This is a genomic window from Streptomyces sp. NPDC059355 (assembly GCF_042752335.1).
Taxonomy (GTDB): domain Bacteria; phylum Actinomycetota; class Actinomycetes; order Streptomycetales; family Streptomycetaceae; genus Streptomyces.
On the sequence record NZ_JBHYXN010000012.1, the window covers coordinates 19,635 to 42,933 of the forward strand.

Below are 23,299 nucleotides of genomic sequence, written 5' to 3' on the forward strand. Positions count from 1 at the left end.
GACGGAACGTCACCTATGAAGATGACCGCGCGCGGAAGCATTGCGGCACTCATGACCTGTATGGCCGCGGCCGGCGCGGCCACCCCGGCCGTGGCCGACTCGGTGCCGGTGGGTGTCCCGCTGGACGCCGTGAAGACCACGCTGGGCGTGGACACCCCGCGCGTGGCCACCGCGGTGCCGGTGCCCGTCGTCGGCGCCCCGGAGGCGCCCCGCTACCACTCGGGGGACCTGCTCCCCAGCCCGGTCCTCCCGGTGCTGCCGGTCAGCACCGAGCTCGGCGACACCCTGGTCGGCGCGCCGGTGCCGAACCTGCTCGGCGACCCGAAGACGGACGGCGAGGGCACGCTGGCGTCCCCGGCCACCAACCTGCTCGCCCGCACCCCCGGTGCGATCGTCGGCGCCCCGCTGACGATGCCGGACGGCAGCAACTACGGCATCCCGAACCTGACCGCGCCCAAGCTGGGCCTGACCACCCCGGAGCTGGTCGGGACCCCGGCGGCACTCCTCGGTCTGCGCTGATCCCGCGGGAGCCGCCGGGCCTGCGGGGGCTGCCGGTTCCGCTCGATCTCCTGAGCGAACGCCACGTCAAAAAGCCGTCCGGTCTGCGAACGTGTATGCCATGGGATTCCATGTCGACTCCGAGACCGGGCGGCTTCGCCGCGTCATCCTCCACCGGCCGGACCTGGAGCTGAAGCGGCTCACACCGAGCAACAAGGACGCACTGCTCTTCGACGACGTGCTGTGGGTGCGCAGGGCGCGCCAGGAGCACGACGGTTTCGCGGATGTCCTGCGCGACCGCGGTGTGGAGGTGCACCTTTTCGGCGATCTGCTGTGCGAGGCCCTGGAGATCCCGGAGGCCAGGCACCTCGTCCTGGACCGGGTGTTCGACGAGAAGGAGTACGGGCCGCTCGCCACCGACCACCTGCGCGCGGTCTTCGACCAGCTGCCGGTGACCGGGCTGGCCGAGGCGCTGGTCGGCGGGATGACCAAGCGCGAGTTCCTGGAGCGGCACGCCGAGCCGGTGTCGGTCCGCTTCCACGCCATGGAGCTGGACGACTTCCTGCTGGGGCCGCTTCCCAACCACCTGTTCACCCGGGACACCTCCGCCTGGATCTACGACGGGGTGTCCATCAACGCCATGCGCTGGCCGGCCCGGCAGCGCGAGACGGTGCACTTCGAGGCGATCTACAAGCACCACCCGCTCTTCACCTCCTCCGGGGCCTTCCACTACTGGTCGCAGGGGCAGTCGGACTACCCCTCGACCATCGAGGGCGGGGACGTGCTCGTCATCGGCAACGGCGCGGTGCTGATCGGGATGAGCGAGCGGACCACGCCGCAGGCGGTGGAGATGCTCGCGCGGGGCCTGTTCGCGGCCGGGTCGGCGACCACCATCGTCGCGCTGGACATGCCGAAGCGGCGGGCCTTCATGCACCTGGACACGGTGATGACGATGGTGGACGGAGATACGTTCACCCAGTACGCGGGCCTGGGCATGCTGCGCTCCTACACGATCGAGCCGGGCGCCGGTCTGCAGGAGCTGAAGGTGACCGACCACCCGCCGGAGCACATGCACCGGGCGATCGCGGCGGCGCTGGGGCTGGACTCGATCCGCGTGCTGACCGCGACGCAGGACGTGCATGCGGCGGAGCGCGAGCAGTGGGACGACGGCTGCAACGTGCTGGCCGTGGAGCCGGGGGTGGTGGTGGCGTACGAGCGGAACGTGACGACCAACACCCATCTGCGCAAGGAGGGCATCGAGGTCATCGAGATCCCGGGCAGCGAGCTGGGGCGGGGGCGGGGCGGGCCGCGGTGCATGAGCTGTCCGGTGGAGCGGGATCCGGTCTGAGGCCCCTCCGTATATCAATACAGAGGATCGTATAGACTTCCAGCATCCCCTGTCAGCGTGACCCTTGGAGTGTCCCCATGGCCACCGACCTCGTCGGCCGCAGTTTCCTCAAGGAGCTCGACTTCTCCGCCGCCGAGTTCCGCGGTCTGATCGAGCTCGCGGCCGACCTCAAGGCGGCCAAGAAGGCCGGCGCCGAGCAGCGCCGCCTCCAGGGCAGGAACATCGCGCTGATCTTCGAGAAGACCTCGACGCGCACCCGCTGCGCGTTCGAGGTCGCCGCCGCCGACCAGGGCGCGCACACCACCTACCTCGACCCGGCCAGCTCCCAGATCGGCCACAAGGAGTCGGTCAAGGACACGGCGCGGGTGCTGGGCCGGATGTTCGACGGCATCGAGTACCGGGGTGACAGCCAGGAGGCCGTCGAGGCGCTCGCCGCCCACTCCGGCGTGCCGGTGTTCAACGGCCTCACGGACGACTGGCACCCCACCCAGATGCTGGCCGACGTGCTCACCATGACCGAGCACTGCGCCAAGCCGCTGGAGCGCGTCGTCTTCGCCTACCTCGGCGACGCCCGGTTCAACATGGGCAACTCGTACCTGGTGACCGGCGCGCTGCTCGGCATGGACGTGCGGATCGTCGCGCCGAAGGCCTACTGGCCGGCCGAGTCCGTGGTGTCCAGGGCGCGCGAGCTCGCGGCCGCCAGCGGGGCCCGGATCACGCTGACCGAGGAGGTCGCCGAGGGCGTGTCCCAGGCCGACTTCGTGGCGACCGACGTGTGGGTGTCCATGGGTGAGCCCAAGGAGGTCTGGGACGAGCGGATCGCAGCCCTGGCCCCGTACGCCGTCACGATGGGCGTTCTGCGCGCGACCGGCAACCCGGACGTGAAGTTCCTGCACTGCCTGCCGGCCTTCCACGACCTGGGCACCAAGGTCGGCCGGGAGATCCACGAGCGGCACGGGCTGGACTCGCTGGAGGTGACGGAGGAGGTGTTCGAATCCGCGCACTCCGTCGTCTTCGACGAGGCCGAGAACCGGCTGCACACCATCAAGGCCGTGCTCGTCGCCACCCTCGCCGGGCCTGCTGCGGTCTAGCCGGAGTCAGTTCCGCATAGTCATGCGGACGGCGCCGCCAGGGTGAACCGGACGGCCTTGCAGGGGGGCGCACCCTCACCCGTGTGTCGCGTTTCTGTGACGGCAGTCACGATGCAGTGATACCGTCGATCGTGTGAGCCCCTTCATCGGTTCCACAGCAGCGACCGAACGGTGGCGCCACCTGCGGGTGACCCGGCAGGACGGCGTGGCCACCGTCACCCTCGACCGCCCCGAGAAACTCAACGCCCTCACCTTCGGCGCCTATGCCGACCTGCGCGATCTGCTCGCCGAGCTCTCGCGCGAGCGGTCCGTGCGCGCCCTCGTCCTCGGCGGCGAGGGGCGCGGCTTCTGCTCCGGCGGCGACGTCGACGAGATCATCGGCGCCACCCTCGCCATGGACACGGCCCAGCTCCTCGACTTCAACCGGATGACCGGCCAGGTGGTACGGGCCATCCGTGAATGCCCGTTCCCGGTGATCGCCGCCGTGCACGGGGTGGCCGCCGGCGCCGGCGCCGTCCTCGCGCTCGCCTCCGACTTCCGGATCGCCGACCCCACCGCCCGCTTCGCGTTCCTCTTCACCCGCGTCGGCCTCTCCGGCGGGGACATGGGCGCCGCGTACCTGCTGCCCCGCGTCGTCGGCCTCGGCCACGCCACCCGGCTGCTGATGCTCGGAGAGCCCGTACGCGCGCCGGAGGCCGAGCGCATCGGCCTGCTCAGCGAGGTCACCGAGGAGGGCAAGGCCGCCGTACGGGCCGCCGAGCTCGCCGCGCACCTCGCCGCAGGCCCCGCCCTCGCGTACGCGCAGACCAAGGCACTGCTGACCGCCGAGCTCGACATGCCGCTGGCCGCGTCGGTCGAGCTCGACGCCAACACCCAGGCCCTGCTGATGAACGGCCGGGACTACGCCGAGTTCCACGCCGCCTTCACCGCGAAGCGGCCTCCGGAGTGGAAGGGCAGGTAGCACCATGCGGGCAGGCAGCGCATTGCGGGTCGCCGTCGTCGGCGGCGGGCCCGGGGGCCTGTACGCCGCCGCGCTGCTGGCCCGCCAGGGACACACGGTCGAGGTCTGGGAGCGGGGCGCCCCCGAGGACACCTTCGGCTTCGGCGTGGTGCTCTCCGACGAGACCCTCGGCGGCATCGAACAGGCCGACACCGTGGTCTACGCGGCCCTCGGCGCCGAGTTCGTGCGCTGGGACGACATCGACGTCGTCCACCGGGGCCGGCTGCTGACCTCCGGCGGCCACGGCTTCGCCGCCCTCGGCCGGCGCAGACTGCTGGAGATCCTCCACGAGCGCTGCGCCGGCCTCGGGGTCAGGCTCCGCTTCCGCACCCCGGCACCGGCCGCCGCGGTCCTGGCGGCCTCGTACGACCTGGTCGTCGCGGCCGACGGGGTGCACAGCGCGACCCGCCAGAGCGGCGCCGCACACTTCCGGCCGACGCTGACGAGCGGCCACTGCCGGTACATCTGGCTCGCCGCCGACTTCGCCTTCGACGCGTTCCGCTTCGAGATCGCGGAGACCGAGCACGGCGTCATGCAGCTGCACGCCTACCCGTACTCCGCGGACGCCTCCACCGTGATCGTGGAGATGCACGAGGAGGTGTGGCGGGCCGCCGGATTCGACCTGTGCGACGAGGCCGAATCGGCCGCGCGCTGCGCCAAGATCTTCGGCGAGGCCCTGCGCGGGCGTCCGCTGCACGGCAACCGTTCGGCGTGGACCGAGTTCCGTACGGTCGTCAACGAGCGGTGGTCGCACGACAACGTCGTCCTGCTCGGCGACGCGGCGCACACCGCGCACTTCTCCATCGGCTCCGGCACCAAGCTGGCGGTGGAGGACGCCCTCGCCCTCGCCGAAGCGGTGGCCGAGGCGGTGGCCGCCGCCGAGCCGGGGTCGGAGCCGGACGTACCCGCCGCCCTCGCCGCGTACGAGGCCGCCCGCCGGCCGGCGGTGGCCTCGACCCAGCGGGCCGCCGCCGCCAGCATGCGGTGGTTCGAGGAGCTCGCCGGGTACGTCGACCAGCCCGCCCGGCAGTTCGCCTTCAACCTGCTCACCCGCAGCCGCCGGGTGACCCACGACAACCTGCGGCTGCGCGACGAGCGGTTCACCCGGGCCGTGGAACGGGACTTCGGCTGCCCGGACGAGCGCACCCCGCCGATGTTCACCCCGCTGACGCTGCGCGGGCTGACCCTGCGCAACCGGATCGTGGTCTCCCCGATGGACATGTACTCCGCGCAGGACGGCGACGGGACGCCCGGGGACTTCCACCTGGTGCACCTGGGCGCGCGGGCCCTCGGCGGCGCCGCCCTGGTGATGACCGAGATGGTCTGCGTGTCCCCGGAGGGCCGGATCACCCCCGGCTGCACCGGCCTGTACACGGCCGGGCAGGCCGCGGCCTGGACCCGGATCGCGGACTTCGTGCACACCTGCGCCCCCGGCACCGCGCTCGGCGTCCAGCTCGGCCACTCGGGCGCCAAGGGCTCGACGCGGCTGATGTGGGAGGGCATGGACGACCCGCTCCCGGAGGGCAACTGGCCGCTCGTGGCGGCCTCGGAGCTGCCCTACCGGCCGGGCGTCTCGGCCGTCCCGCGCGCGCTCACGGCAGCGGACCTCGCGTCGATCCGCTCCGACTTCGCGGCCGCCGCGGTACGGGCCGCCGGCTGCGGGTTCGACCTGCTGGAACTGCACTGCGCCCACGGCTATCTGCTGTCCGGCTTCCTGTCCCCGCTCACCAACCACCGTACGGACGCCTACGGCGGGCCCCTGGAGAACCGGCTCCGCTTCCCGCTGGAGGTCTTCGACGCGGTCCGCGCCGTCTGGCCCGCCGACCGGCCGATGACCGTCCGCATCTCGGCCACCGACTGGGCTCCGGGCGGCACTTCCGCCCAGGACGCGGTGGACATCGCGGCCGCCTTCGCCGCACACGGCGCCGACGCCATCGACGTGTCGACCGGCCAGGTGGTGGCGGACGAGAGCCCCGAGTACGGGCGCTCGTACCAGACCCCGTACGCGGACCGGATCCGCAACGCGCTGGGCGTCCCGGTCATCGCCGTCGGCGCCATCTCCTCCTGGGACGACGCGAACTCCCTGCTGCTCGCGGGCCGCGCCGACCTCTGCGCCGTGGGCCGCCCCCACCTGTACGACCCGCACTGGACCCTGCACGCGGCCGCCGACCAGTCCTACGAGGGCCCGGCCGCCCCCTGGCCCGCCCCGTACCGCGCCGGCAGCCGCAAACCCCCGACCGGCCGCGGCTGAAGCGGGTTCACCCGGCGGCGAGCGCCAGGCACTCGTGGCACGGACAGGGTCGCGGATGCGGCAGGTCCGGCCACCGCCCGCCGCGCAGCTCCCGGGCACGGTGCTCCAGTGTCCGCGCCGCCTCCGCCGCCTCCGCCGCGGCCGTCTCGCGCCAGAACCTCGACCACCCGGCGGCACGCAGTACGGCCGGGCTGCGCACCAGCTTCGGCCGGAAGGTGTGCAGATGGCGGGTGTGGACGTACGCCTGCACGGAGCGCCGCGTGTGCCGGGGGCGGCCGACGACCAGGCAGTGGTCCCCGCCGTCCGGCATGTCGAAGACGTAGACCCGGGCACCGCCCGCGAACGTCTTCGTTCCCGGACGCAGTACCTGGCCGCCCTCGCCCAGGCGGCGCCAGCGCACGACGTTGGCGGCCAGCATCCAGAGGGGTTCGAGGGGATCTTCGGGCTCGTCGCGGGCGCCGGGTGCCGCCCGGGTGCTCACAGCACCGCCACCTCGATGCGGTCCTCCACCGGGGTGTAGCCCAGGCGCTGGTAGACGCCGTTGCTGGTCGGGTTGGCCAGGTCCGTGAAGAGCAGCACCTCCGAGGCGCCGGCCGCGTACGCCGCCTCGCTGACCGCGTGCGTGACCCCGGCCGCGTACCCGCGGCCGCGCAGCTCCGGCGGGGTGTAGACCGGGCCGACGCGAGAAACCGAGCCGATCGGGCGGAAGAACCCGGCCATCGACACCGGGGTCCCGGCGTGCTCCCAGAGCAGCATGCCCCCGTACGAGAGCCGGTCGCGCAGGAAGGCCTCGGAAGGGCCGCCCGGCTCCCCGGTCTCGCGCTTGAAGGCCCCGGCCCAGTCCAGCAGCAGCGGCAGGTCGGCCGCGGTGGCGGTCCGGGCCCGCCCGGGCGGGGCGGGATCCGGGGCGAGCAGTCCGGCGAGCCGGTACAGCCGGTTCTCCTCGGTGACCTCGCTCAGCCGGCCCCAGGCCGCGGCCAGCGCCTGCGCGTCCCGGCGGCGGGCGTTCAGCGCCTCCACCCCGGCGAGCAGCGGCTCGGCGGTGAGTGCGGCCCCCAGCTCGCGCACGGCCTGCGCGGGCAGGGCCCCGATCAGCAGCGGGTACGGCGGGGTGCACAGCAGGGCGCCGGCGACGCCCCCGCCGGCGGAGGTCCACCAGCCGAAGAGGGGCTCGGCGGATCCGTAGGCGTCCGGCCCGCGCCGCCCCAGCGCGTCGAGCACGGTCAGCAGGATGGTGTTGGCCACGGGCTCGGCGGCCACGGCAGGGCCCGCCGCGGTCCGAAAGGCCGCCAGGTCATGGGTGAACGTCCACGTCATGGCTCATGATGGCGCCGGATCGTTCCTGCATGCACGCGGGTTTTACGAGGGCAGCCAGGCCGGCCACCACGGCGGCACGTTGTCGGGCCCGCACAGCCCCGAGTCCCCGCGGTAGCCGGCCAGTGTGCCCTGCGTGGCGAAGTACCAGACGACCACCACCCACAGGACCAGCACCACGGCAGCCACGCCCACCACCGGGTTCACGCGCCGGGCGAGCAGCCAGACCAGCAGAGCGAGTACCGCGCACCCCGGGACCAGCAGGAGCATCTCGAAGAACAGCTCGAACTTGCCGCCCGCCTCCCAGCCCGCGTCGCAGTAGGCGCGGGCGCCGGCGGCCAGGTCGTGTGCGAGGTAGCCGGCGACGGCGCCGCCCAGCGCCGAGGCCACCACGCCCTGCCACCGCACCCGATGGCCCGCCATGGTGGGCGGCGGCCCGAACCCGGGCGGCGGGGAACCGGCCGGCGGCTGGACCTGCGGTGGGTGCGGGGGCAGGGGCGGCGTCTCGGGAGGAAGATCGTTTCGCGTCACACCCCGACGTGACGCGCCCCGCGCCGCCTACGGTTCCAGGAACCCCGCCCCGATGTCCCGCAGCCGGCCGTGCAGTTCGGTGAAGACCGCCGCCGCGCGGTCGCCCGGCCAGTCCGAGGGCAGCAGCTCCCGCGGCAGCCCCGGGTCGGCGTACGGGAGGCGCCGCCAGGTGTCCAGCGCGAGCAGGTAGCCGCGGTAGGCCTCCTCCGCGGTGGGCGCCGGGCCCGACTGCAGGGCGCGCAGCACCGGCTCGTGCAGGTCCAGGAACTCCTCGTGCTGCTTGGCCAGCGAGGTCAGGTCCCACCACCGGGCCACCGCCTCGGCGGTCGGGGCGAAGCCGAGGTGGCCGCCGCGGAACAGCTCCACGTACGCCGTCAGGTGCAGCCGGTCCAGGGTGTGCCCGGTCTCCTCGTACAGGTGGGCCGGCGCGATCCACACCCCCGGCGCCACCGCGCCGAAGCCCAGGCCTGCGAGCCGCGAGCGCAGCAGATGCCGCTTGTGCCGCTCCTGCTCCGGTACGGAGAACACCGCCAGCAGCCATTCCCCCGCCGGCTGCGCACCGCGCTCCCCGTAGATCCGCCGGTCGCCGTCGTCCAGCAGCTGCCGGGCCTCCGCGGACAGCTCGTACCCCGCCGAGCCGTCCGCGGCGCGCGCGGGCAGCAGGAAGCCGCGCCGCTTCAGCCGGGACACCGACGAGCGGACCGACGGGGCGTCCACACCGGCCGCGCCCAGCAGGCGGACCAGCGCGGACACCGGGACCGGACCCTCGAAGGCCCGCCCGTAGGCGCCGTAGAACGTGACGATCAGAGATCGCGGAGTGTGCTGCTCGACCACGGGTTCACTCTATGGGTGTCTTGCCGGTCAGGCCGGGCCCGCCGGCAGGACGCTCCCCCCGTCGCGCAGCCGGAACCGCTGCAGTTTGCCGGTCGCGGTCCGGGGGAGGGCCGGGAGGAAGACGAAGGCGCGCGGGCACTTGTACGGGGCCAGTTCCGCCCGCATGAACACGCGCAGCTCCTCCTCGCTCAGCGCCGTGCCCTCCCGGGCGACGGCGTACGCCACCACGATCTGCCCGCGTCGCTCGTCCGGGCGGCCCACCACCGCCGCCTCCACCACGTCCGGGTGGCGCATCAGGGCTTCCTCCACCTCCGGGCCCGCGATGTTGTACCCCGCCGAGACGATCATGTCGTCGGCCCGGGCGACGTACCGGAAATAGCCTTCCGCATCGCGGACGTAGGTGTCCCCGGTCAGGTTCCAGCCGTCCCGTACGTACTCCTCCTGCCGCGGATCGGCCAGGTACCGGCAGCCCACCGGGCCGCGCACGGCCAGCAGCCCGGGCTCGTTGTCCGCGACCGGGCGGCCGGAGGCGTCCACCACCCGCGCCTGCCAGCCCGGCACCACGCGGCCCGTCGTCCCCGGGCGGATGTCCTCGTCGGCCGCGGAGATGAAGATGTGCAGCAGCTCGGTGGCGCCGATGCCGTTGATGATCCGCAGCCCGGTGCGCTCGTACCAGGCCTGCCACGTGGCCGCCGGGAGGTTCTCACCGGCCGAGACGCAGCGGCGCAGCGCGGAGAGGTCGTACGTGCTCACGTCGTGGGGGCCCAGCTCGTCCAGCATCGTCCGGTACGCGGTGGGCGCGGTGAACAGCACCGTCACGCGGTGCTGCGCGAGGGCGGGCAGGAGCCGGCGCGGGACCGCCTGGTCGAGCAGCAGCGCGGAGGCGCCGGCGCGCAGCGGGAAGACGACGAGGCCGCCGAGGCCGAAGGTGAAGCCGAGCGGCGGACTGCCCGCGAAGACGTCGTCGGGGCGGGGCCGCAGCACGTTGCGGGAGAAGGTGTCGGCGACGGAGAGCAGATCGCGGTGGAAGTGCATGCAGCCCTTGGGCCGGCCGGTGGTGCCCGAGGTGAAGGCGATCAGGGCCACGTCGTCGGCGGAGGTGTCGACGGCCCGGAACGGCGCCTCGTGGTGCTCGGCCAGCCGGAGCAGGTCGTCCGCCCCCTCGCCGCCGTACGGGGTGATCCGCAGGCCGGGCACCTCGGCCTTGGCCAGATCGTCGACCACGCCCACGTGGCACAGCGCGTGCTGCACCCGGGCCATCGCGCAGACCGTGGCCAGCTCCTGCGCGCGCTGCTGGGCGAGGACGGTCACGGCCACCGCGCCGGCCTTCATCACCGCCAGCCAGCACGCGGCGAGCCAGGGGCCGGTGGGGCCGCGCAGGAGCACGCGGTTCCCGGGGACCACGCCGAGGTCGGCCGTGAGGACGTGGGCGATGCGGTCCACGCGTTTGCGCAGCCCGCCGTACGACCACACCTCGCCGGATCCGCTGCGGAAGGCGGGGCGGTCGGGCCCCAACCGGTCGATGGTGGCGTCGAGCAGCTCGGCGCCGCAGTTGAGCCGGTCCGGGTAGGCCAGTTCGGGGAGCTCGAAGACGAGCCGCGGCCAGGCGTGCGGTGGCGGCAGATGGTCGCGCGCGAAGGTGTCGGCGTGGGCGGAAGGCTTGAGCTCCAAGGCGGGTTCGCCCCCTTGCAACGACAGCGGCACCCCGGGTGGGGGACCGAAGTGGCGGAGCAGGCCGTGCGGGTGCGCTACGAGCGTATCGTGATGGTGACGGCAGTCAACAGGACGCGATAGAAGCGGGGATGTTCGGATGACCGGATTCGCGCTCGGGGCGGAACAAGAGGAGTGGTGCGGGCAATTGCGCGCGCTGGCGGCGGACCGGCTGCGGCCGCTGGCCGACAAGGGGGAGCCGGGGCGGGTCAACCGCCCGCTGCTCGCGGCGCTGGGCGAGCTGGGCCTGCTGGAGCGGGTCTTCACCTCGGGGGCGCTGGAGCTGTGCCTGCTCCGTGAATCCCTCGCGTACGGGTGCACCGAGGCGGAGACGGCCCTGGCCCTGCAGGGCCTGGGGGCGCATCCGGTGCTGCGCTCGGGCACGCCGCAGCAGCGGGCGCGCTGGCTGCCGCAGGTACGGGCCGGGCGGGCGGTGGCGGCCTTCGCGCTGAGCGAGCCGGGGGCGGGCTCGGACGCGGCGGCGCTGGCGCTGGAGGCCGTACGGGACGGCGGCGGGGAGGCCGGTGGCGGCTGGCGGCTCAGCGGCGAGAAGTGCTGGATCTCCAACGCCCCCGAGGCGGACTTCTACACGGTGTTCGCCCGGACGGGCGAGGGCCCGGCGGCCAAGGGGGTGACCGCCTTCCTGGTCCCGGCCGACCGCCCCGGGCTCTCGGGCGAGCCCCTCGACATGCTCTCCCCGCATCCGATCGGCCGGCTGTCCTTCGACGGGGTCCCGGTGGGCCCGCAGGACCTGCTCGGCGAACCCGGCCGGGGCTTCCGCGTCGCGATGGACACCCTGAACCTGTTCCGGCCGAGCGTGGGCGCCTTCGCCGTCGGCATGGCCCGGGCCGCCCTCGACGCGACCCTGGCGTACACGGCGGCGCGGCGCGCCTTCGGCGGGGTGCTGGGCGACCTCCAGGCGGTGGGCCACCGGGTGGCCGAGATGGCCACCCGCACCGAAGCCGCCCGGCTCCTGGTGTACGCGGCGGCGGGCGCGTACGACGCCGGCTCGGCGGACGTCCCGCGCCGGTCGGCGATGGCGAAGCTGCTCGCGACGGAGACGGCCCAGTACGTGGTGGACCACGCGGTCCAGCTGCACGGGGCCGTCGCCCTCCAGCGCGGCCACCTGCTGGAGCACCTGTACCGGGAGGTCCGGGCCCCGAGGATCTACGAGGGTGCCAGCGAGGTCCAGCGCACGATCATCGCGAAGGAGCTCTACCGATGAGTCCGGAGCGGATCAATCCGGCGGAACTCTCCCCGCCGACGGGCTTCTCCCACGCCGTGGCCGCGAGCGGCTCCCGGCTGGTCTTCCTGGCGGGCCAGACCGCACTCGACGCCGAGGGCAAGGTGGTCGGGGAGACCCTGCCCGAGCAGTTCGAACGCGCGCTGGGCAACCTGCTGACCGCCCTCTCCGCGTCCGGGGGCACCCCGGCGGACCTGGCCCGGGTGACCGTCTACACGGTCGACGTGGAGGCGTACCGCGTCCACGCCCCCGAACTCGGCCGCATCTGGCGTCGGCTGGCCGGCCGCGATTACCCGGCCATGGCGGTCATCGGGGTCGTACGGCTCTGGGACGAGCCCGCCCTGGTCGAACTGGACGGTATCGCCGTACTCGGAACGGCCTGACCCAAGTTGCCGGATCGCTGACCAGGTGCTTTTGACAGAGGGCGAGAGAGGGGTGAGGGTGGAAATGACCTTTTTGTAAGGAATGTCTCAATCCTCGGAGGTGCATGGTCATGCGCCGTGTCATCACCGCGACGATCGTGGCAGGAGCCGCGGGCGTCGCGCTCGGCCTGATGCCTGTCGGAGGGGCGGTTGCCGCGGGTCTTCCCCAGACCCAGCAGAACAACTCGGGATGGTGCTCCGACGACTGGCGCGGCAGCAACAACTGGCGTGACTGCTGCGACTCCGCCCGCTGGCACAACTGGAACGACCGCCCCAGCTGGTGCTGGGACAACGACCCGAACAGCGGCCGCCACAACGACGCCTGGAACGGCAACTGGAACGGCAACTGGAACAACGGCCGTTGGGACGACAGCCGCTCCAGCCATGACAACCGCAACGACAACAACTGGAGCGGCGGCCACGACAACGGCTGGAGCGACAACGGATCCGGTCGCGGTGGGTATGGCGGCGGCGACGGCGGTGGCGGTGGCGGCGGTGGCGGCGGCCACGACGGCGGCGGTAGCGGCGGCGGCGGTGGCGGTAACGGCGGCGGTTACGGCGGCGGGGGTAACGGCGGCGGCGGCGGGGGTAACGGCGGCGGAGGCAACGGCGGTGGCGGCGGGGGAGGGCGATAGCTCCGGCAGCACGGAAAACGAGCCTTGCCCGCCGATCGGCGGGCAAGGCTCGTCGCCGTCCCTAGTCGAAGTAGACCGTGGCGATCAGGTGGTGCCAGGTGTAGCGCCCGACGACGCCGTCCGCGCCTCCGTTGACCGAGGCCCTGCGCTGGAAGTCGACGACCGCCTTGTACGTCTTGGGGCCGAAGTCGCCGTCGACGAAGTTGGGCCGGTCCTCGCTCCCGACCGCTCCGGCCTCGAGCAGCTCCTCCTGGAGTTCCCGGACGCACACCCCGGACGAGCCCTTGGCGAGCACCACCATGGGGATGTCCCAGCCCATGTAGTGCTCGGAGCCGTAGGCGTTCTTGCACGCCTGCAGGTCACCGAGCCAACTGGCCTGGGCGGGGACGGCGGCCAGAGCGCCGAGGAGGGCCGTGGCCGTCGCGAGGACCGCGCCCGCCCGGAACGTGCGCCGACGCGCTGCCTTGTCCGTCATGGCGATCAGTCCGTGGTCCGGGAGATGAGCGCCTCCCAGGTCCTGGGGCCGACGACGCCGTCCGGGGTCAGGCGGGACTGGCGCTGGAACTCCTTCACGTAGTCGTCGGTCTTCGATCCGAAGATGCCGTCGACGAAGCCGGGCCAGTCGGCGGGGGCGACGCCGATGGTGGAGGCGATGTCGAACTGGATCTCGCGCACGCACGCACCCGACGAGCCGTACTGGAAGTTGCGGGCGGGGATGGACCAGCCGTTGGGTGAGGTGCGCGTGCCGACGCTGCGGGTACAGGCGTCGAGGTGGTCACCGGCCGAGGCGGTGGGGGCGGTGACCAGCAGCGTTCCGACGGCGGACGCGGCGAGCGCGAGGGCCGTGAGGGGGCGGATGCGGCGCGACGAGGACATGGGAGAGCGTCTCCTGACGATGGCGAAGAGAGCGGAAGACGGGCAGGGAGGAGGAGAAGGCGGGCGCGGGGAGGGGCGGGGCTCAGCCCGTCAGGAGCTTCTCCCAGGTCCGCGGTCCCACGACGCCGTCGGGGTCGAGGTGGTGGGTGCTCTGGAACCTGCGGACGGCCGAAGCGGTACGAGCGCCGAAGGCGCCGTCGACGAAGTTGCCGCCGCTCTGCTCCCACGAGGAGAGGCCGTACTGCGACACGAGCTCCTGCAGTCCCGCGACGCAGACGTCGGAGTCACCCTGGGAGTAGTTGTACCGCGGGATGGTGTAGCCGCTCGGGGAGAGCCGTGTGCCGTACGTGTCCTTGCAGATCTTGTACGAGGAGTCGTCCGCCTGGGCGGCCGGCGCGGAGACGAACAGGGCGCCGGCGGAGACCGCCGCGAGGAGGAGTGAAGTGACGCCCTTCGTGGGGCGAGGTGTGCGCATGTCGGGAGAGCCCTTCGCTGGTGACATCGAAAAGCTGCCACACGGGGCGCGTCCGCCTCTCGCTTCCCACCTGTCCTGGGAAGCGAGGGACGAGCGTCCGACCAGCTCAGAGCGGCTTCCGGGGGCTCGTCTCAGGGACGTCCCGACCGCACCGCCGGGCGCCGCAGGGCGCTTCGGGCTCCCTCGCCGACCGTCCCGTACCGTCCCGGGGGTGTCCCGGACGCCGTCCCGTGCCGCCCTGTCCCGTTCCGGGGTCAGGGTTTGATCGCACCCAGCGGGGAACACTCCTGTTCCTTCTGGCTGGGAATCGCCCCGCAGATGGTGATGGTCTCCCACGTCGCGTCCGGGGTGACGGCCAGCATCCGCGTGTAGGTGTCGTGTTCCATCCGGATCGTGGCCTCGTCGGACGAGTTGCGCTTGTCCTGGATCATGACCGTGTCCCCGATGTTGCCGTTCTCGACGCGCCCCCACACCGCCTGGCAGGCCTCGCTGTAGCGCAACTGGATGCTCATGCCGCGCAGGAAGGTCTGGCGCACCGTGACCGCGTCCCACTGGCAGTCCTCCGCCTGGGGTTCGCGGCGCATGCAGGTGTCGCTCTTGCAGCCGACCTTGACCGGCCCGCTCGGGCGGGCCTGGGCGGGTGTGGCGGAGGGCGAGCCCTTCGCCCCGGCGGTGGAGCCCTGGGCGGTGCCCGCGTCGGCCGGTTCGATGAGGAAGACCGTCAGCAGGCTGCCCAGCAGGGCGCCCGCCAGGACGCCGGCCGCCGTGCGCAGGATCCTGGACCAGGCGAACCGCCCTGCGGGGACGGCTCCTTCAGGGACCGGATCCGGATCCGGGGCCGTCCGTACCGTCGTCGGCTTGACGGAGGTACCCGGCCTCGCGCGCTCCGGAGCCCGGACCGCGGGCTCCTCCGCCGGCGCCTCATCGCGTACGACGGCCAGCTCGAGCAGTTCGAGCAGAGGCTCGGGGTCCGCCCCGGCCGCGGCCGCGAACTCCTCGACCGCGATACGGGTCGGGACCTGCTTGCCGTTGAGGAACCGTTCCCAAGAGGAACGGCTGTAGTGCGTCTTGTCCGCCAGGCGGTTGTAGCTCAGCTGCGATGCGTCCTTGATCCGCCGCATTTCGGCGAACAGGTCGCCTCTCGGAGCGTCCCCGCCGGCCGCCCCTGATCCCCCTGCCATCAAGGTGGGTCCCCCATTTCGTGCTCATTCCGTCCCCCCGGCCGTTGGCCGCGGGGAACAGTATCAGCCACGAAGTGGCGTGCTCATGACTGCGACCCCCCGGGACCCAACTCCCGGGGGGCCATGGTCAGGACAGGTTTTTCGCAGTGCCTGCCGACACGGATGTCAGGCGAGCAGCCGGCTCCAGGTCCGGGCGTCCACGACCCCGTCCTGCGGCAGCGCGCGCGAGGCCTGGAACGCCGCCACGCGGGCCGCGGTACCGGGCCCGAACGCCCCGTCCGCCGTCGTCGGGAAGCCGAGTGCCGACAGCCGGCTCTGCACCGCCTTCACCGCCTCCCCGGCCGCTCCCTGCGCCACCGGCGCGCACAGCTGGTTCCAGGTCTGGTTCCCCGCCACCCCGTCGATGCCGGCGCCGATCTGCTTCTGGAAGGCGCGCACCGCGCCGTCGGTCGCCGGCCCGAACGAGCCGTCCGGCGTGAGCGCCGCCCCGCGCTGGACCAGCAGGCACTGCAGGACGCGTACGCGCTCGTTCACATCGCCCGTACGCAGCAGCGGCCACACGGGAGCCGCCGGGTCGCCGCCGATCCGGGCCGCCACGTCCGCGCGCAGCTGCGGCAGCAGGGCGTAGAGGCGGTCGCCGGGGCACTGGGTGTTGTTGAAGTCCCGGTGTCCGTAGATCTGGTACGGCTGCAGCCCGTACTGGAGGCAGATGCGGGCGCACAGGCCGACGAGCGCCGCGTACTGCTCGGCGCGGGGTTCCTCGGTGGTGTACGTGCCCTCGTTCTCGATGCCGATGGCCACCGTGTTCTGGCCGGTGCAGTGCGCGGCCTCGACGGTCTGCCGGCCGCCGTCCAGCGCGGCCAGGCTGCCGTGCCGGCCCTCGGTGACGAACGCGCCCCGGCTGACGGTGAAGTGCTGCCCGGTGTCGATCCAGCCCTCGGTGTCCATCTGGTACGTCTGCATGGCGCGGGCCAGCGCGTAGGCGCGGTCCTGCCCGTACTCGGCCACGTTCGCGGTCGCCGTGTGGTGCACGATGATCCTCTGCGGCCGGGCTTCGAGCACCTTCACGGGGCTCTTCGGCGCCCGCGCGCCCCAGGCCTCGCAGCCGGATACGAGCGGACCGTCTGCGGCCCGCGCCCGTCCGGCCGTGCCCAGCGCGGCCAGTGCCGCCCCCAGGGACAGGGCGCCGGCCAGCAGGGTGCGTCGGCGGAGCAGCGGTCGTGCCGTCGGCGTGGTCATGTGAGTCCGTTCCATCGAGAAGTCGCAGGTGAACGCTAGGAATTGAAAGGCGCCGGGACAAGCCGGGAGGCCGTCCCGGCGTCCCGTGCCGTCCCACGGGACCGTGGGACGGCACGGGACGGCTGTCGTCAGCGGGTCACTGCATGGTGCGCAGGGTCTGCTCGAGTGCGTCGGCGTAGTGCCGCGCGCCGGCGATCTTCGGGTGGAAGGACTGCGCCGAGCTGCCGAGCTTGATCACGTTGGTGTCGAGCTGCGGGGTGTCGCTCTCGACCAGGTCCATGACGATGCCGTGGACCGTCTCGGGGGATCCGCAGATGGCCTGCCCCTTGAAGGCCTCCTTGGGGTTCGAGAACCACGCCTTGACGCCCTGGGCCCGCGCTTCCCGGGCCGCTCCGTCCATCTCCTGGAGCAGGGTCTCCCCGATGGAGTTGAGCCAGGGACCTTCCAGCGTGCTGATGGTCGGGAGGCAGCCGCCGTCCTTCTCCAGCAGCGGCGGGTAGCCCATCAGCACGATCTTGGCCTGCGGCGCCCGTGCCTGGATCGCCTTCAGGGTCTTCACGATCTGAGGGCGCACCAGGTTCTTGATGCGGTCGGGGACGTAGGCCGACAGCGGGCCCGTCTTCTTCCCCGTCTTGTTGCCGTTCACGTCGACGTCGTCGATCGAGTCCGCCTGGCAGAACTCGGAGGTGATCAGGCACGAGGTGAAGATGGGCGTGAACAGCGTGTCGTTGCCGCCGATGGAGATGGTCACCAGCGTGGTGTTCTGGTCGAGGTAGCCCTGGTCCAGCTGCGGGAGTTCGCCGTACTCCGCCTTCCCGCCGCCGTCCGCCTTGCTGAGGACGTTGTACGTCCGGGCTCCGGAGCAGGCGATCAGGTGGTAGTCCATCGAGGGGTCACGGGCGTCGGCGAGCGCGCCGATCGAGGTGGTGGCGCCGGGCAGCGCGGCCTGCCGGGACCAGGCCTGCGTGGAGCGGTGGCAGGCGTCGCGGGTGGCACCGTTCGCGGTGTCCCGGTAGTTGGTCTCCTTGTAGTAGTCGGCTCCGCCGGAGACGGACGCGCCCTCACCGGAGGAGTACGAGTCGCCGAGGGCGACGACGGAGTCGGCCGGCTTGCCGGGCAGCGGCTGGAAGGCCGCGGCGTCCCATGCCACGTCCTCGGTGCCGTTGCCTCCGTCGGCGTGCGTGCTCAGCGAGACCTTGGGCGTGCCGGTGAAGTGGAACACGCCCAGGTCCACCCAGCGGTTCTCCCGGGTGCGCTGCGGCACCACCCGTACCGGGCTGGTCGAATCCGTCCCGTACACCACGTACTTGGCCTGCCGGGTCTGCGCGCCGTGGTCCGGCATGTGCACCATCACCCGGGCCCAGCCGCTGCCGGGGATGTTCTGGCCCAGCGTCCAGGTGCCGGTGGTCAGCAGCCGGCCGCCGTCCGCGTCGGCCGTGTCACGGGTGTGGGAGAACCAGAAGTGGCCGCCGTAGCCGCCGCCGATCTGGTGCATGTCGATCTTTCCGGGATACGTCCCGTTCCACAGGTTGAAGTCGAAGCCGAAGGAACCCGACGAGGCGACCGCGCCGCAGCTGCGGGCGTCCGATCCGGCCGGCCGCGTGCCGTTCGGGAGGTCGTCGACGATCAGCGAACCGGCGGGCAGGCCGCTGCTGCACCGCGGCGGGTAGGAGGAGTCCTCGTCCGGCTGCTCCGGGTAGGTGGCGTCGAAGCGGTGCGTCGCCTGCCCGCACTGGTTCCTGTCACAGTCCAGGTACTTCACCGGCTGGTGGTACCAGCAGTGCAGGTCGGCACGGGTGCAGGCGCCGAGCCCGGGCTCGTTCTTGTCGTTCGGGCCGATCTTGGCGGGGTCGCACTCGTTCGAGGCATTGCAGAACAGCCCCTCCGGCGGGTGGAGGCCGCCGGTGCGGAACGTCCAGTCGGTCCACCAGGCCTGGCGGTAGGCGACCCCCATCGTGCCGGGCTTGAACATCGCCGAGAGCGGCCGGGCAGCCCAGCCCATCACCTTCTCCTGGTAGGGCCAGTCCTGCGGGTGGGAGGCGTGCGAGTAGTCGTCCTGGCCGCCCGTCGACTCCAGGAAGGGGGTGCGGTTCGCCTTCCACAGTGGGTTGGCCGGGTTGTTGGTCCAGCCCACCCCCCACGTGCCGTTGTTCTTCGCCGCGTCGGACTGCGGGTAGAAGCCCGCGTTGTACGCCCACAGGGCGAAGGCCCAGTTCTCGATGTACTTCGGCTTGCCGTTGTTGACGGTCAGACCGGCGTCGCGGGTCTGGTTCCACTTCTCGGCGAGCTTGTCGGCGCCGGCGGCGATGTTCGCCGTGTAGTCCAGGGCCGCGGCCTCTTGCTGGACGACGGACATGGCCGGCTGGTCGTGGCCCGGCAGCCGCATGCCGTCGGTGATCTGCGTGATGCCGTAACCGCAGTCGGCCTTGGCCCAGTTGACGGCCCACGGGTCACCCTGCGTGCCGTTGGGCGCGTAGTCGATGCCGTAGTAGTTGCCGATCAGCGGATTGCCCGTGGCACCCGGGACGACGTACCGGCTGGCCTGCCACATGTTGGATTCCTGAGCGGTGATGCCCAGCAGGATCTGCGCCGGGATGTGCCACTCGTCGGCCTTGTCGATGTAGCCGTTGGGGTCGCCGCTCAGCACGCGCAGCGGGAATAGGAGCTGCGGGTTGTAACCCGCCATGCCCGTGCCCTTCCAGTTGGGCGGCCGGTTGACGTGCTGGTTGAGGCCCATGATCACGGCCTGGTCCACGGCCCACTCGACCTGGCGCGGAGTGGGCTGGAAGGCCTGCTTGCGCACGTCCCCCCGCGGTACTGCACAGGTGCGCTCCGCTTCGACGGGGTCGTGCGCCGAGGGGGCCGCTGCCGCAGCGGCGCCGGAGACGGCGGCCGCCGCGAACGGGCTCTTGCGCGCGCCCTGCGGGGCCGGCGGACCCTTCGGAGCGCCGGCCGGCCCGGCCGGGGAGCGCAGGGCCGGGGAGGGGGCGAGCCCGTCGGCGAGCCGGGCCGGGGCCACGGCATCGGCGCCGGGAGCGGCCTCCAGCTCGACGCTCCTGCCGGTGCCGAGCACCTTGACCTGGTTGACGACGGTGCGCTCGGTGGCGGCCTCTTCGGCCCGGACCGGGCTGCCGTCCTGGCCGTGGGCCCAGCGGCTGGTGACGGCCGACTGGCCGCGGGCACTCATCACCGCGCCCTTGCCGAGCCCGCCGGGGTTGTGGACGTGCGCGGGCAGCTTGCCCTTGGTCTCGGCCCTGCCGGTGACGAAGACCTCGCCGGAGGGCGACCCCGCCAGGTCCAGGGCGTCGAGCTGCCCGGAGGCGATCAGCCGCGGCTCGGACTTGGCGGTCCCGGTCGAGCGGACGGTGGCGGCGTCGACGTGCTTGACCGTGCCGACCGCCTTCGGGCCCGCGTCCGGACCGTCGGCGGTGTCGAGGAAGGTGATGCCGCCGGCCGCGTCCCGGGTGATCTGGAAGGGGATCCGGTCCGCCCGGGCTATGGGACGCCGGCTGCCTTCCTTCCCGATGCGGACCAGCTGCGGCCCCTCGGCCGCGACGATCTCGCCGCCGCCGTAGGGGATCGCGGAGGTGACCTGGCCGGTCACCTTCAACGGGGCCGACGTACGGCCGGCCTTCGCGTCGATGCTGATCAGCCGGGTGGCGTTCTCCTTCGTCCCGTCGTCGCCGAACTGGGAGAGCACCGCCGTCTCGCCCTCGCCGCAACCGGGGGAGAAGTACGACAGGGAGGCCTGCACCGGCAGCTTCGTCACCTTGCCGGTGGTCAGTTCGACCACGGCGGTGAACGCGCCGCGCGCCATCAGCTCCGGCTTGTTGGTGAACGTACGGGGTGCGTACGCCACGACCGCGCGCTCGCCGGAGGCGGTGACGCACGCGTTGCCGATCCAGGTGTCGGTGTCGAATCCCGGCTCGGCGAGGGTGGCCGCGGTCTTCCAGGGGTAGCCCGCCTTCGCGTCGGCCACCAGCACGTGGAACCCGGAGGCGTCCCCGGACGTGGTCCAGGCCCGGTCCGAGGCGCCGCCGACCACTTTGGCCCGGTCGCCGGGCGGTACGGCGGCGGGGTGCCGGTCCGCGGCCGCCGCGGACGGGTCCTGCCCGGCGGAACCGGCCGGCGCGGACGGCGCCGCCTGGGCGGGCAGTGCGAGCGGCGCCATCAGGGCCGCCGCCGTGGTGAGCACCACGGCGACGGCCGAGGGCCGTCGTCTGTGTCGTTTCAAGGGTCTTCTCTTCCGTGACGTCCGCACCGAGGTGACGTGAGGCGCCATGACGCGTCACGGGCATGGGCCGGCCTCGGCGGGGGAGCGGGGAGGGAGGACGGGCAAGGCGGGCCGCATGGGGCCCGGGACCGTCCGACGCGAGCAATCTAGGGGCCGCGCCCTGCCGTTCGGGGCCGGATCCTTCCCCAGGACGTCCCGTGCGGAGCCCGGTCCGCGGGACGGGAACACCGTCCCGGGCGGGGGGACGGGACGAGGCCCTCCCGGGACGGGCCGCCCGTCCCGGGCCGGTTCGCGGGACTTCTCCGCGCCGGATACGGGCCATGCCTCCGCGGGACCGCCCCACGGGCGGTCCGGGACTTCCCGGAGACGGGCGGGACACCGGGACGTGGCCGGAACCGGCCTAGTGTTCCGGCTGTCCGGCGGCGCCCAGCCGAGCCCGTCCGGCACCGATGCCCAACCCGCTCCTCACGAAAGCCGGTTCGCCATGCTCAAGAAGACCGTTTCACGGGCCGCCGCCCTCGCCGCCGCGGCCGCCCTGACCGTGCTCAGCCTGTCGGGTACGGCACAGGCCCGGCAGGGCGCCCCGTACATCGGGTACGGCAAGACGAACAACACGAACGCCGTGTGGTGCGTGCAGCACCAGCTGAACTACGCCTTCGCGCACAACTGGACCGGGCGTCCGGGCTCGCACGGCCAGATCTCCGAGGACGGCAAGTTCGGCCCCCAGACGTACGAGGCGATCCGCTTCTTCCAGAGCGTGATGTTCGTGCCCAAGGACGTGGACGGCATTGTCGGCCCGGACACCGGCTACGCGCTCCTGTGGTACGGCGACCCGCGCTACGGCTACGACGACAAGGTCACCAACGCCGGTTACTGCAACGAGTACCTCCCCAGCGTCGTCTGAACCGCCCGGCCCGCCGGCCTTGCGGCCGGCCGGGCGTCCACCCCCACGGGGGTGGGGCGGACGCTCAGCCGGCCAGCAGGTTCCCCATCCACTCCTCTATCCCCGCGACCGTGCGGGGCAGGGCGCCCGACATCAGCCGGGCGCCCGTCGCCGTGATGACCAGGTCGTCCTCGATGCGCACGCCGATGCCCCGCAGCTCCGGCGGCAGGGTCTCGTCGTCGGGCTGCAGGTACAGGCCCGGCTCGACCGTCAGCACCTGGCCTTCCTCCAGGACCCCGTCCAGGTAGGTCTCCGCCCGCGCCTTCGCGCAGTCGTGGACGTCCAGGCCCAGCATGTGGCCGCTGCTGCACAGCGTGTACCGCCGGTGCAGATCTCCCCGCGCGTCCTTCAGGACGCCCCACTCGGCCAGGCCCTCCGCGATCACCCGCATCCCGGCCCGGTGGAAGTCCCGGAAGCTCGCGCCCGGGCGCAGCGCCGCCATGCCCGCGTCCTGCGCCGCCAGTACCAGTTCGTACACCTGCCGCTGGACGGAGGAGAAGCGTCCCGACAGCGGGAGGGTGCGCGTGATGTCCGCCGTGTAGAGGCTGTCGGTCTCCACGCCCGCGTCCAGCAGCAGCAGATCGCCGCGGTCGAGCCGGCCGTCGTTGCGGATCCAGTGCAGGACGCACGCGTGCGCGCCCGACGCCGCGATCGTCTCGTACCCGGTGCCGTTGCCCTCGGCCCGGGCGCGCAGGCCGAAGACCCCCTCGATCCAGCGCTCGCCGCGCGGGTGCGCCAGTGCGCGCGGCAGCGCCCGTACGACGTCCTCGAAACCGGCGGCGGTGTGGTCGACGGCGAGCTGGAGCTGCCCGACCTCCCAGGCGTCCTTCACCAGGCGCAACTCCGAGAGCACGGAGGCCAGTTCGGTGTCGGTGGCGGCGTTGCGGCCCGCCGGGGAGCCGAGGTCGTCCAGGTGGGCGCAGCGCAGGCCGGTCAGACGCCCGGCCTCGGCCAGGTCGGGGCGGCGGCCGACCCAGAACTCCCCGTACCGGCGGTCCCGGTAGAACTCCTCGTTCCCGCCCGCGCGCGGGGAGCGGGGGCGCAGGTACAGCACGGGCTCGTGGCCGTGCGGGCCCGCGGGCTCCAGCACCAGGACGTGGCCGACCTGGTCCTCGCCGGTCAGCCCGGTCAGCCAGGCGTACGCGCTGTGCGGGCGGAAGCGGTGGTCGCAGTCGTTGGAGCGGACCTTGAGCTCGCCGGCCGGGATGATCAGCCGCTCGCCCGGGAAGCGCGCCGAGAGGCGCTCGCGCCGGACCGGGGTGACCTCGTACGCCGGGACCCGCGCGGAGCCGGGGAGGGGTGACGGTGCCCAGTCGGCCGCCATGAAGCGGGACAACTCCGGTGATACGGGCAGGTCGTGGCTGCCGATGTTGAGACGGGAGCCGGGTCCGGGGGAGGTGCCGGTGGGGGTGTCGGTCATGGAGGCTCCCTCAAGAAGATGCGAACTGGTGGGCGCACAGGTCTTGTCAGTGCA

At 72.8% G+C, this 23,299-nt stretch carries 21 protein-coding genes; 9 read left to right on the forward strand and 12 right to left on the reverse strand.

Annotated features, from left to right (window positions below; genetic code table 11):
• Nucleotides 1-51: 51 nt before the first annotated feature.
• The 5 genes from ACFXGI_RS14195 (at nt 52) to ACFXGI_RS14215 (ending at nt 6,188) form a co-directional block, all read left to right on the forward strand.
• The gene (locus tag ACFXGI_RS14195; protein ID WP_384705811.1) at nt 52-519 is read left to right on the forward strand and encodes a hypothetical protein; all 468 of its coding nucleotides are present in this window, start codon (nt 52-54) and stop codon (nt 517-519) included.
• A 100-nt stretch (nt 520-619) separates the two neighbouring features.
• Nucleotides 620-1,846 (forward strand): arginine deiminase, encoded by a 1,227-nt coding sequence (locus ACFXGI_RS14200; RefSeq protein WP_030868832.1) that lies wholly within the window; start codon nt 620-622, stop codon nt 1,844-1,846.
• Between the two features lie 77 nt (nt 1,847-1,923).
• The gene (gene argF, locus ACFXGI_RS14205; RefSeq protein ID WP_384705813.1) at nt 1,924-2,937 is read left to right on the forward strand and encodes an ornithine carbamoyltransferase; all 1,014 of its coding nucleotides are present in this window, start codon (nt 1,924-1,926) and stop codon (nt 2,935-2,937) included.
• Nucleotides 2,938-3,070: 133 nt separating this feature from the next.
• Nucleotides 3,071-3,898 carry an enoyl-CoA hydratase family protein gene (locus ACFXGI_RS14210; RefSeq protein ID WP_384705815.1) on the forward strand — a complete coding sequence of 276 codons (828 nt, stop codon included), beginning with the start codon at nt 3,071-3,073 and terminating at the stop codon, nt 3,896-3,898.
• A gap of 4 nt (nt 3,899-3,902) precedes the next feature.
• On the forward strand, nt 3,903-6,188 hold the full coding sequence (locus ACFXGI_RS14215; RefSeq protein ID WP_384705817.1) for a bifunctional salicylyl-CoA 5-hydroxylase/oxidoreductase: 2,286 nt from the start codon (nt 3,903-3,905) through the stop codon (nt 6,186-6,188).
• Between the two features lie 7 nt (nt 6,189-6,195).
• Here the strand turns inward: ACFXGI_RS14215 and ACFXGI_RS14220 are convergent, their stop codons facing one another.
• The 5 genes from ACFXGI_RS14220 to ACFXGI_RS14240 all read right to left on the reverse strand — a co-directional run bounded on the left by ACFXGI_RS14220 (nt 6,196) and on the right by ACFXGI_RS14240 (nt 10,538).
• A complete protein-coding gene (locus ACFXGI_RS14220; RefSeq protein ID WP_384705819.1) occupies nt 6,196-6,669 on the reverse strand; it encodes a hypothetical protein in 474 nt (157 codons plus the stop codon).
• Nucleotides 6,666-7,505 (reverse strand): GNAT family N-acetyltransferase, encoded by an 840-nt coding sequence (locus tag ACFXGI_RS14225; protein WP_384705821.1) that lies wholly within the window; start codon nt 7,503-7,505, stop codon nt 6,666-6,668. Before ACFXGI_RS14225 ends, ACFXGI_RS14220 begins: the two co-directional genes overlap by 4 nt.
• A gap of 42 nt (nt 7,506-7,547) precedes the next feature.
• Nucleotides 7,548-7,925, reverse strand: coding sequence for a hypothetical protein (locus tag ACFXGI_RS14230; protein ID WP_384705823.1), 378 nt, complete (start codon nt 7,923-7,925; stop codon nt 7,548-7,550).
• Between the two features lie 135 nt (nt 7,926-8,060).
• Nucleotides 8,061-8,867 (reverse strand): PaaX family transcriptional regulator C-terminal domain-containing protein, encoded by an 807-nt coding sequence (locus ACFXGI_RS14235; protein ID WP_384705825.1) that lies wholly within the window; start codon nt 8,865-8,867, stop codon nt 8,061-8,063.
• A gap of 27 nt (nt 8,868-8,894) precedes the next feature.
• Nucleotides 8,895-10,538, reverse strand: a complete 1,644-nt coding sequence (locus tag ACFXGI_RS14240; RefSeq protein ID WP_384705827.1) for an AMP-binding protein — start codon at nt 10,536-10,538, stop codon at nt 8,895-8,897.
• Between the two features lie 139 nt (nt 10,539-10,677).
• Here ACFXGI_RS14240 and ACFXGI_RS14245 point away from each other — a divergent pair, with 139 nt between their 5' ends.
• The 3 genes from ACFXGI_RS14245 (at nt 10,678) to ACFXGI_RS14255 (ending at nt 12,877) form a co-directional block, all read left to right on the forward strand.
• Entirely contained in the window at nt 10,678-11,802 is a 1,125-nt protein-coding gene (locus ACFXGI_RS14245; RefSeq protein WP_384705829.1) for an acyl-CoA dehydrogenase family protein, read from the forward strand.
• A complete protein-coding gene (locus ACFXGI_RS14250; protein WP_384705832.1) occupies nt 11,799-12,203 on the forward strand; it encodes a RidA family protein in 405 nt (134 codons plus the stop codon). Before ACFXGI_RS14245 ends, ACFXGI_RS14250 begins: the two co-directional genes overlap by 4 nt.
• 110 nt (nt 12,204-12,313) lie before the next feature.
• On the forward strand, nt 12,314-12,877 hold the full coding sequence (locus ACFXGI_RS14255) for a hypothetical protein (protein WP_384705834.1): 564 nt from the start codon (nt 12,314-12,316) through the stop codon (nt 12,875-12,877).
• Nucleotides 12,878-12,938: 61 nt separating this feature from the next.
• Here ACFXGI_RS14255 and ACFXGI_RS14260 read toward each other — a convergent pair whose 3' ends face one another.
• From ACFXGI_RS14260 to ACFXGI_RS14285, 6 genes are all read right to left on the reverse strand, one after another.
• Entirely contained in the window at nt 12,939-13,352 is a 414-nt protein-coding gene (locus ACFXGI_RS14260; protein ID WP_384705836.1) for a peptidoglycan-binding protein, read from the reverse strand.
• Between the two features lie 5 nt (nt 13,353-13,357).
• Complete coding sequence (locus ACFXGI_RS14265) at nt 13,358-13,753, reverse strand: peptidoglycan-binding protein (RefSeq protein ID WP_384705838.1); 396 nt, start codon at nt 13,751-13,753, stop codon at nt 13,358-13,360.
• Nucleotides 13,754-13,835: 82 nt separating this feature from the next.
• Nucleotides 13,836-14,228 (reverse strand): peptidoglycan-binding protein, encoded by a 393-nt coding sequence (locus ACFXGI_RS14270; RefSeq protein ID WP_384705840.1) that lies wholly within the window; start codon nt 14,226-14,228, stop codon nt 13,836-13,838.
• Between the two features lie 254 nt (nt 14,229-14,482).
• Complete coding sequence (locus tag ACFXGI_RS14275) at nt 14,483-15,409, reverse strand: helix-turn-helix domain-containing protein (protein WP_384705842.1); 927 nt, start codon at nt 15,407-15,409, stop codon at nt 14,483-14,485.
• A 165-nt stretch (nt 15,410-15,574) separates the two neighbouring features.
• A complete protein-coding gene (locus ACFXGI_RS14280; RefSeq protein ID WP_384705844.1) occupies nt 15,575-16,648 on the reverse strand; it encodes an N-acetylmuramoyl-L-alanine amidase in 1,074 nt (357 codons plus the stop codon).
• 136 nt (nt 16,649-16,784) lie between these two features.
• Nucleotides 16,785-20,882: a NocE gene (locus ACFXGI_RS14285; RefSeq protein WP_384705846.1), complete on the reverse strand. Its 4,098-nt coding sequence runs from the start codon at nt 20,880-20,882 to the stop codon at nt 16,785-16,787.
• A gap of 484 nt (nt 20,883-21,366) precedes the next feature.
• On the opposite strand from ACFXGI_RS14285, the gene ACFXGI_RS14290 reads away from it, so the two are divergent.
• Nucleotides 21,367-21,786, forward strand: coding sequence for a peptidoglycan-binding protein (locus ACFXGI_RS14290; protein ID WP_384705848.1), 420 nt, complete (start codon nt 21,367-21,369; stop codon nt 21,784-21,786).
• Between the two features lie 64 nt (nt 21,787-21,850).
• On the opposite strand, the gene ACFXGI_RS14295 is transcribed toward ACFXGI_RS14290, so the two are convergent.
• Nucleotides 21,851-23,245, reverse strand: a complete 1,395-nt coding sequence (locus ACFXGI_RS14295) for an aminopeptidase P family protein (protein ID WP_384705852.1) — start codon at nt 23,243-23,245, stop codon at nt 21,851-21,853.
• Nucleotides 23,246-23,299 lie beyond the last annotated feature (54 nt).

Bases quoted from the DNA above. Each gene is read 5' to 3' on its own strand.
- ACFXGI_RS14195 (WP_384705811.1), top strand. From the start codon at position 52: ATGACCTGTATGGCCGCGGCCGGCGCGGCCACCCCGGCCGTGGCCGAC.
- ACFXGI_RS14200 (WP_030868832.1), top strand. From the start codon at position 620: ATGGGATTCCATGTCGACTCCGAGACCGGGCGGCTTCGCCGCGTCATC.
- argF (WP_384705813.1), top strand. From the start codon at position 1,924: ATGGCCACCGACCTCGTCGGCCGCAGTTTCCTCAAGGAGCTCGACTTC.
- ACFXGI_RS14215 (WP_384705817.1), top strand. From the start codon at position 3,903: ATGCGGGCAGGCAGCGCATTGCGGGTCGCCGTCGTCGGCGGCGGGCCC.
- ACFXGI_RS14225 (WP_384705821.1), bottom strand. From the start codon at position 7,505: ATGACGTGGACGTTCACCCATGACCTGGCGGCCTTTCGGACCGCGGCG.
- ACFXGI_RS14230 (WP_384705823.1), bottom strand. From the start codon at position 7,925: ATGGCGGGCCATCGGGTGCGGTGGCAGGGCGTGGTGGCCTCGGCGCTG.
- ACFXGI_RS14245 (WP_384705829.1), top strand. From the start codon at position 10,678: ATGACCGGATTCGCGCTCGGGGCGGAACAAGAGGAGTGGTGCGGGCAA.
- ACFXGI_RS14250 (WP_384705832.1), top strand. From the start codon at position 11,799: ATGAGTCCGGAGCGGATCAATCCGGCGGAACTCTCCCCGCCGACGGGC.
- ACFXGI_RS14255 (WP_384705834.1), top strand. From the start codon at position 12,314: ATGCGCCGTGTCATCACCGCGACGATCGTGGCAGGAGCCGCGGGCGTC.
- ACFXGI_RS14260 (WP_384705836.1), bottom strand. From the start codon at position 13,352: ATGACGGACAAGGCAGCGCGTCGGCGCACGTTCCGGGCGGGCGCGGTC.
- ACFXGI_RS14265 (WP_384705838.1), bottom strand. From the start codon at position 13,753: ATGTCCTCGTCGCGCCGCATCCGCCCCCTCACGGCCCTCGCGCTCGCC.
- ACFXGI_RS14270 (WP_384705840.1), bottom strand. From the start codon at position 14,228: ATGCGCACACCTCGCCCCACGAAGGGCGTCACTTCACTCCTCCTCGCG.
- ACFXGI_RS14275 (WP_384705842.1), bottom strand. From the start codon at position 15,409: ATGGCAGGGGGATCAGGGGCGGCCGGCGGGGACGCTCCGAGAGGCGAC.
- ACFXGI_RS14280 (WP_384705844.1), bottom strand. From the start codon at position 16,648: ATGACCACGCCGACGGCACGACCGCTGCTCCGCCGACGCACCCTGCTG.
- ACFXGI_RS14290 (WP_384705848.1), top strand. From the start codon at position 21,367: ATGCTCAAGAAGACCGTTTCACGGGCCGCCGCCCTCGCCGCCGCGGCC.
- ACFXGI_RS14295 (WP_384705852.1), bottom strand. From the start codon at position 23,245: ATGACCGACACCCCCACCGGCACCTCCCCCGGACCCGGCTCCCGTCTC.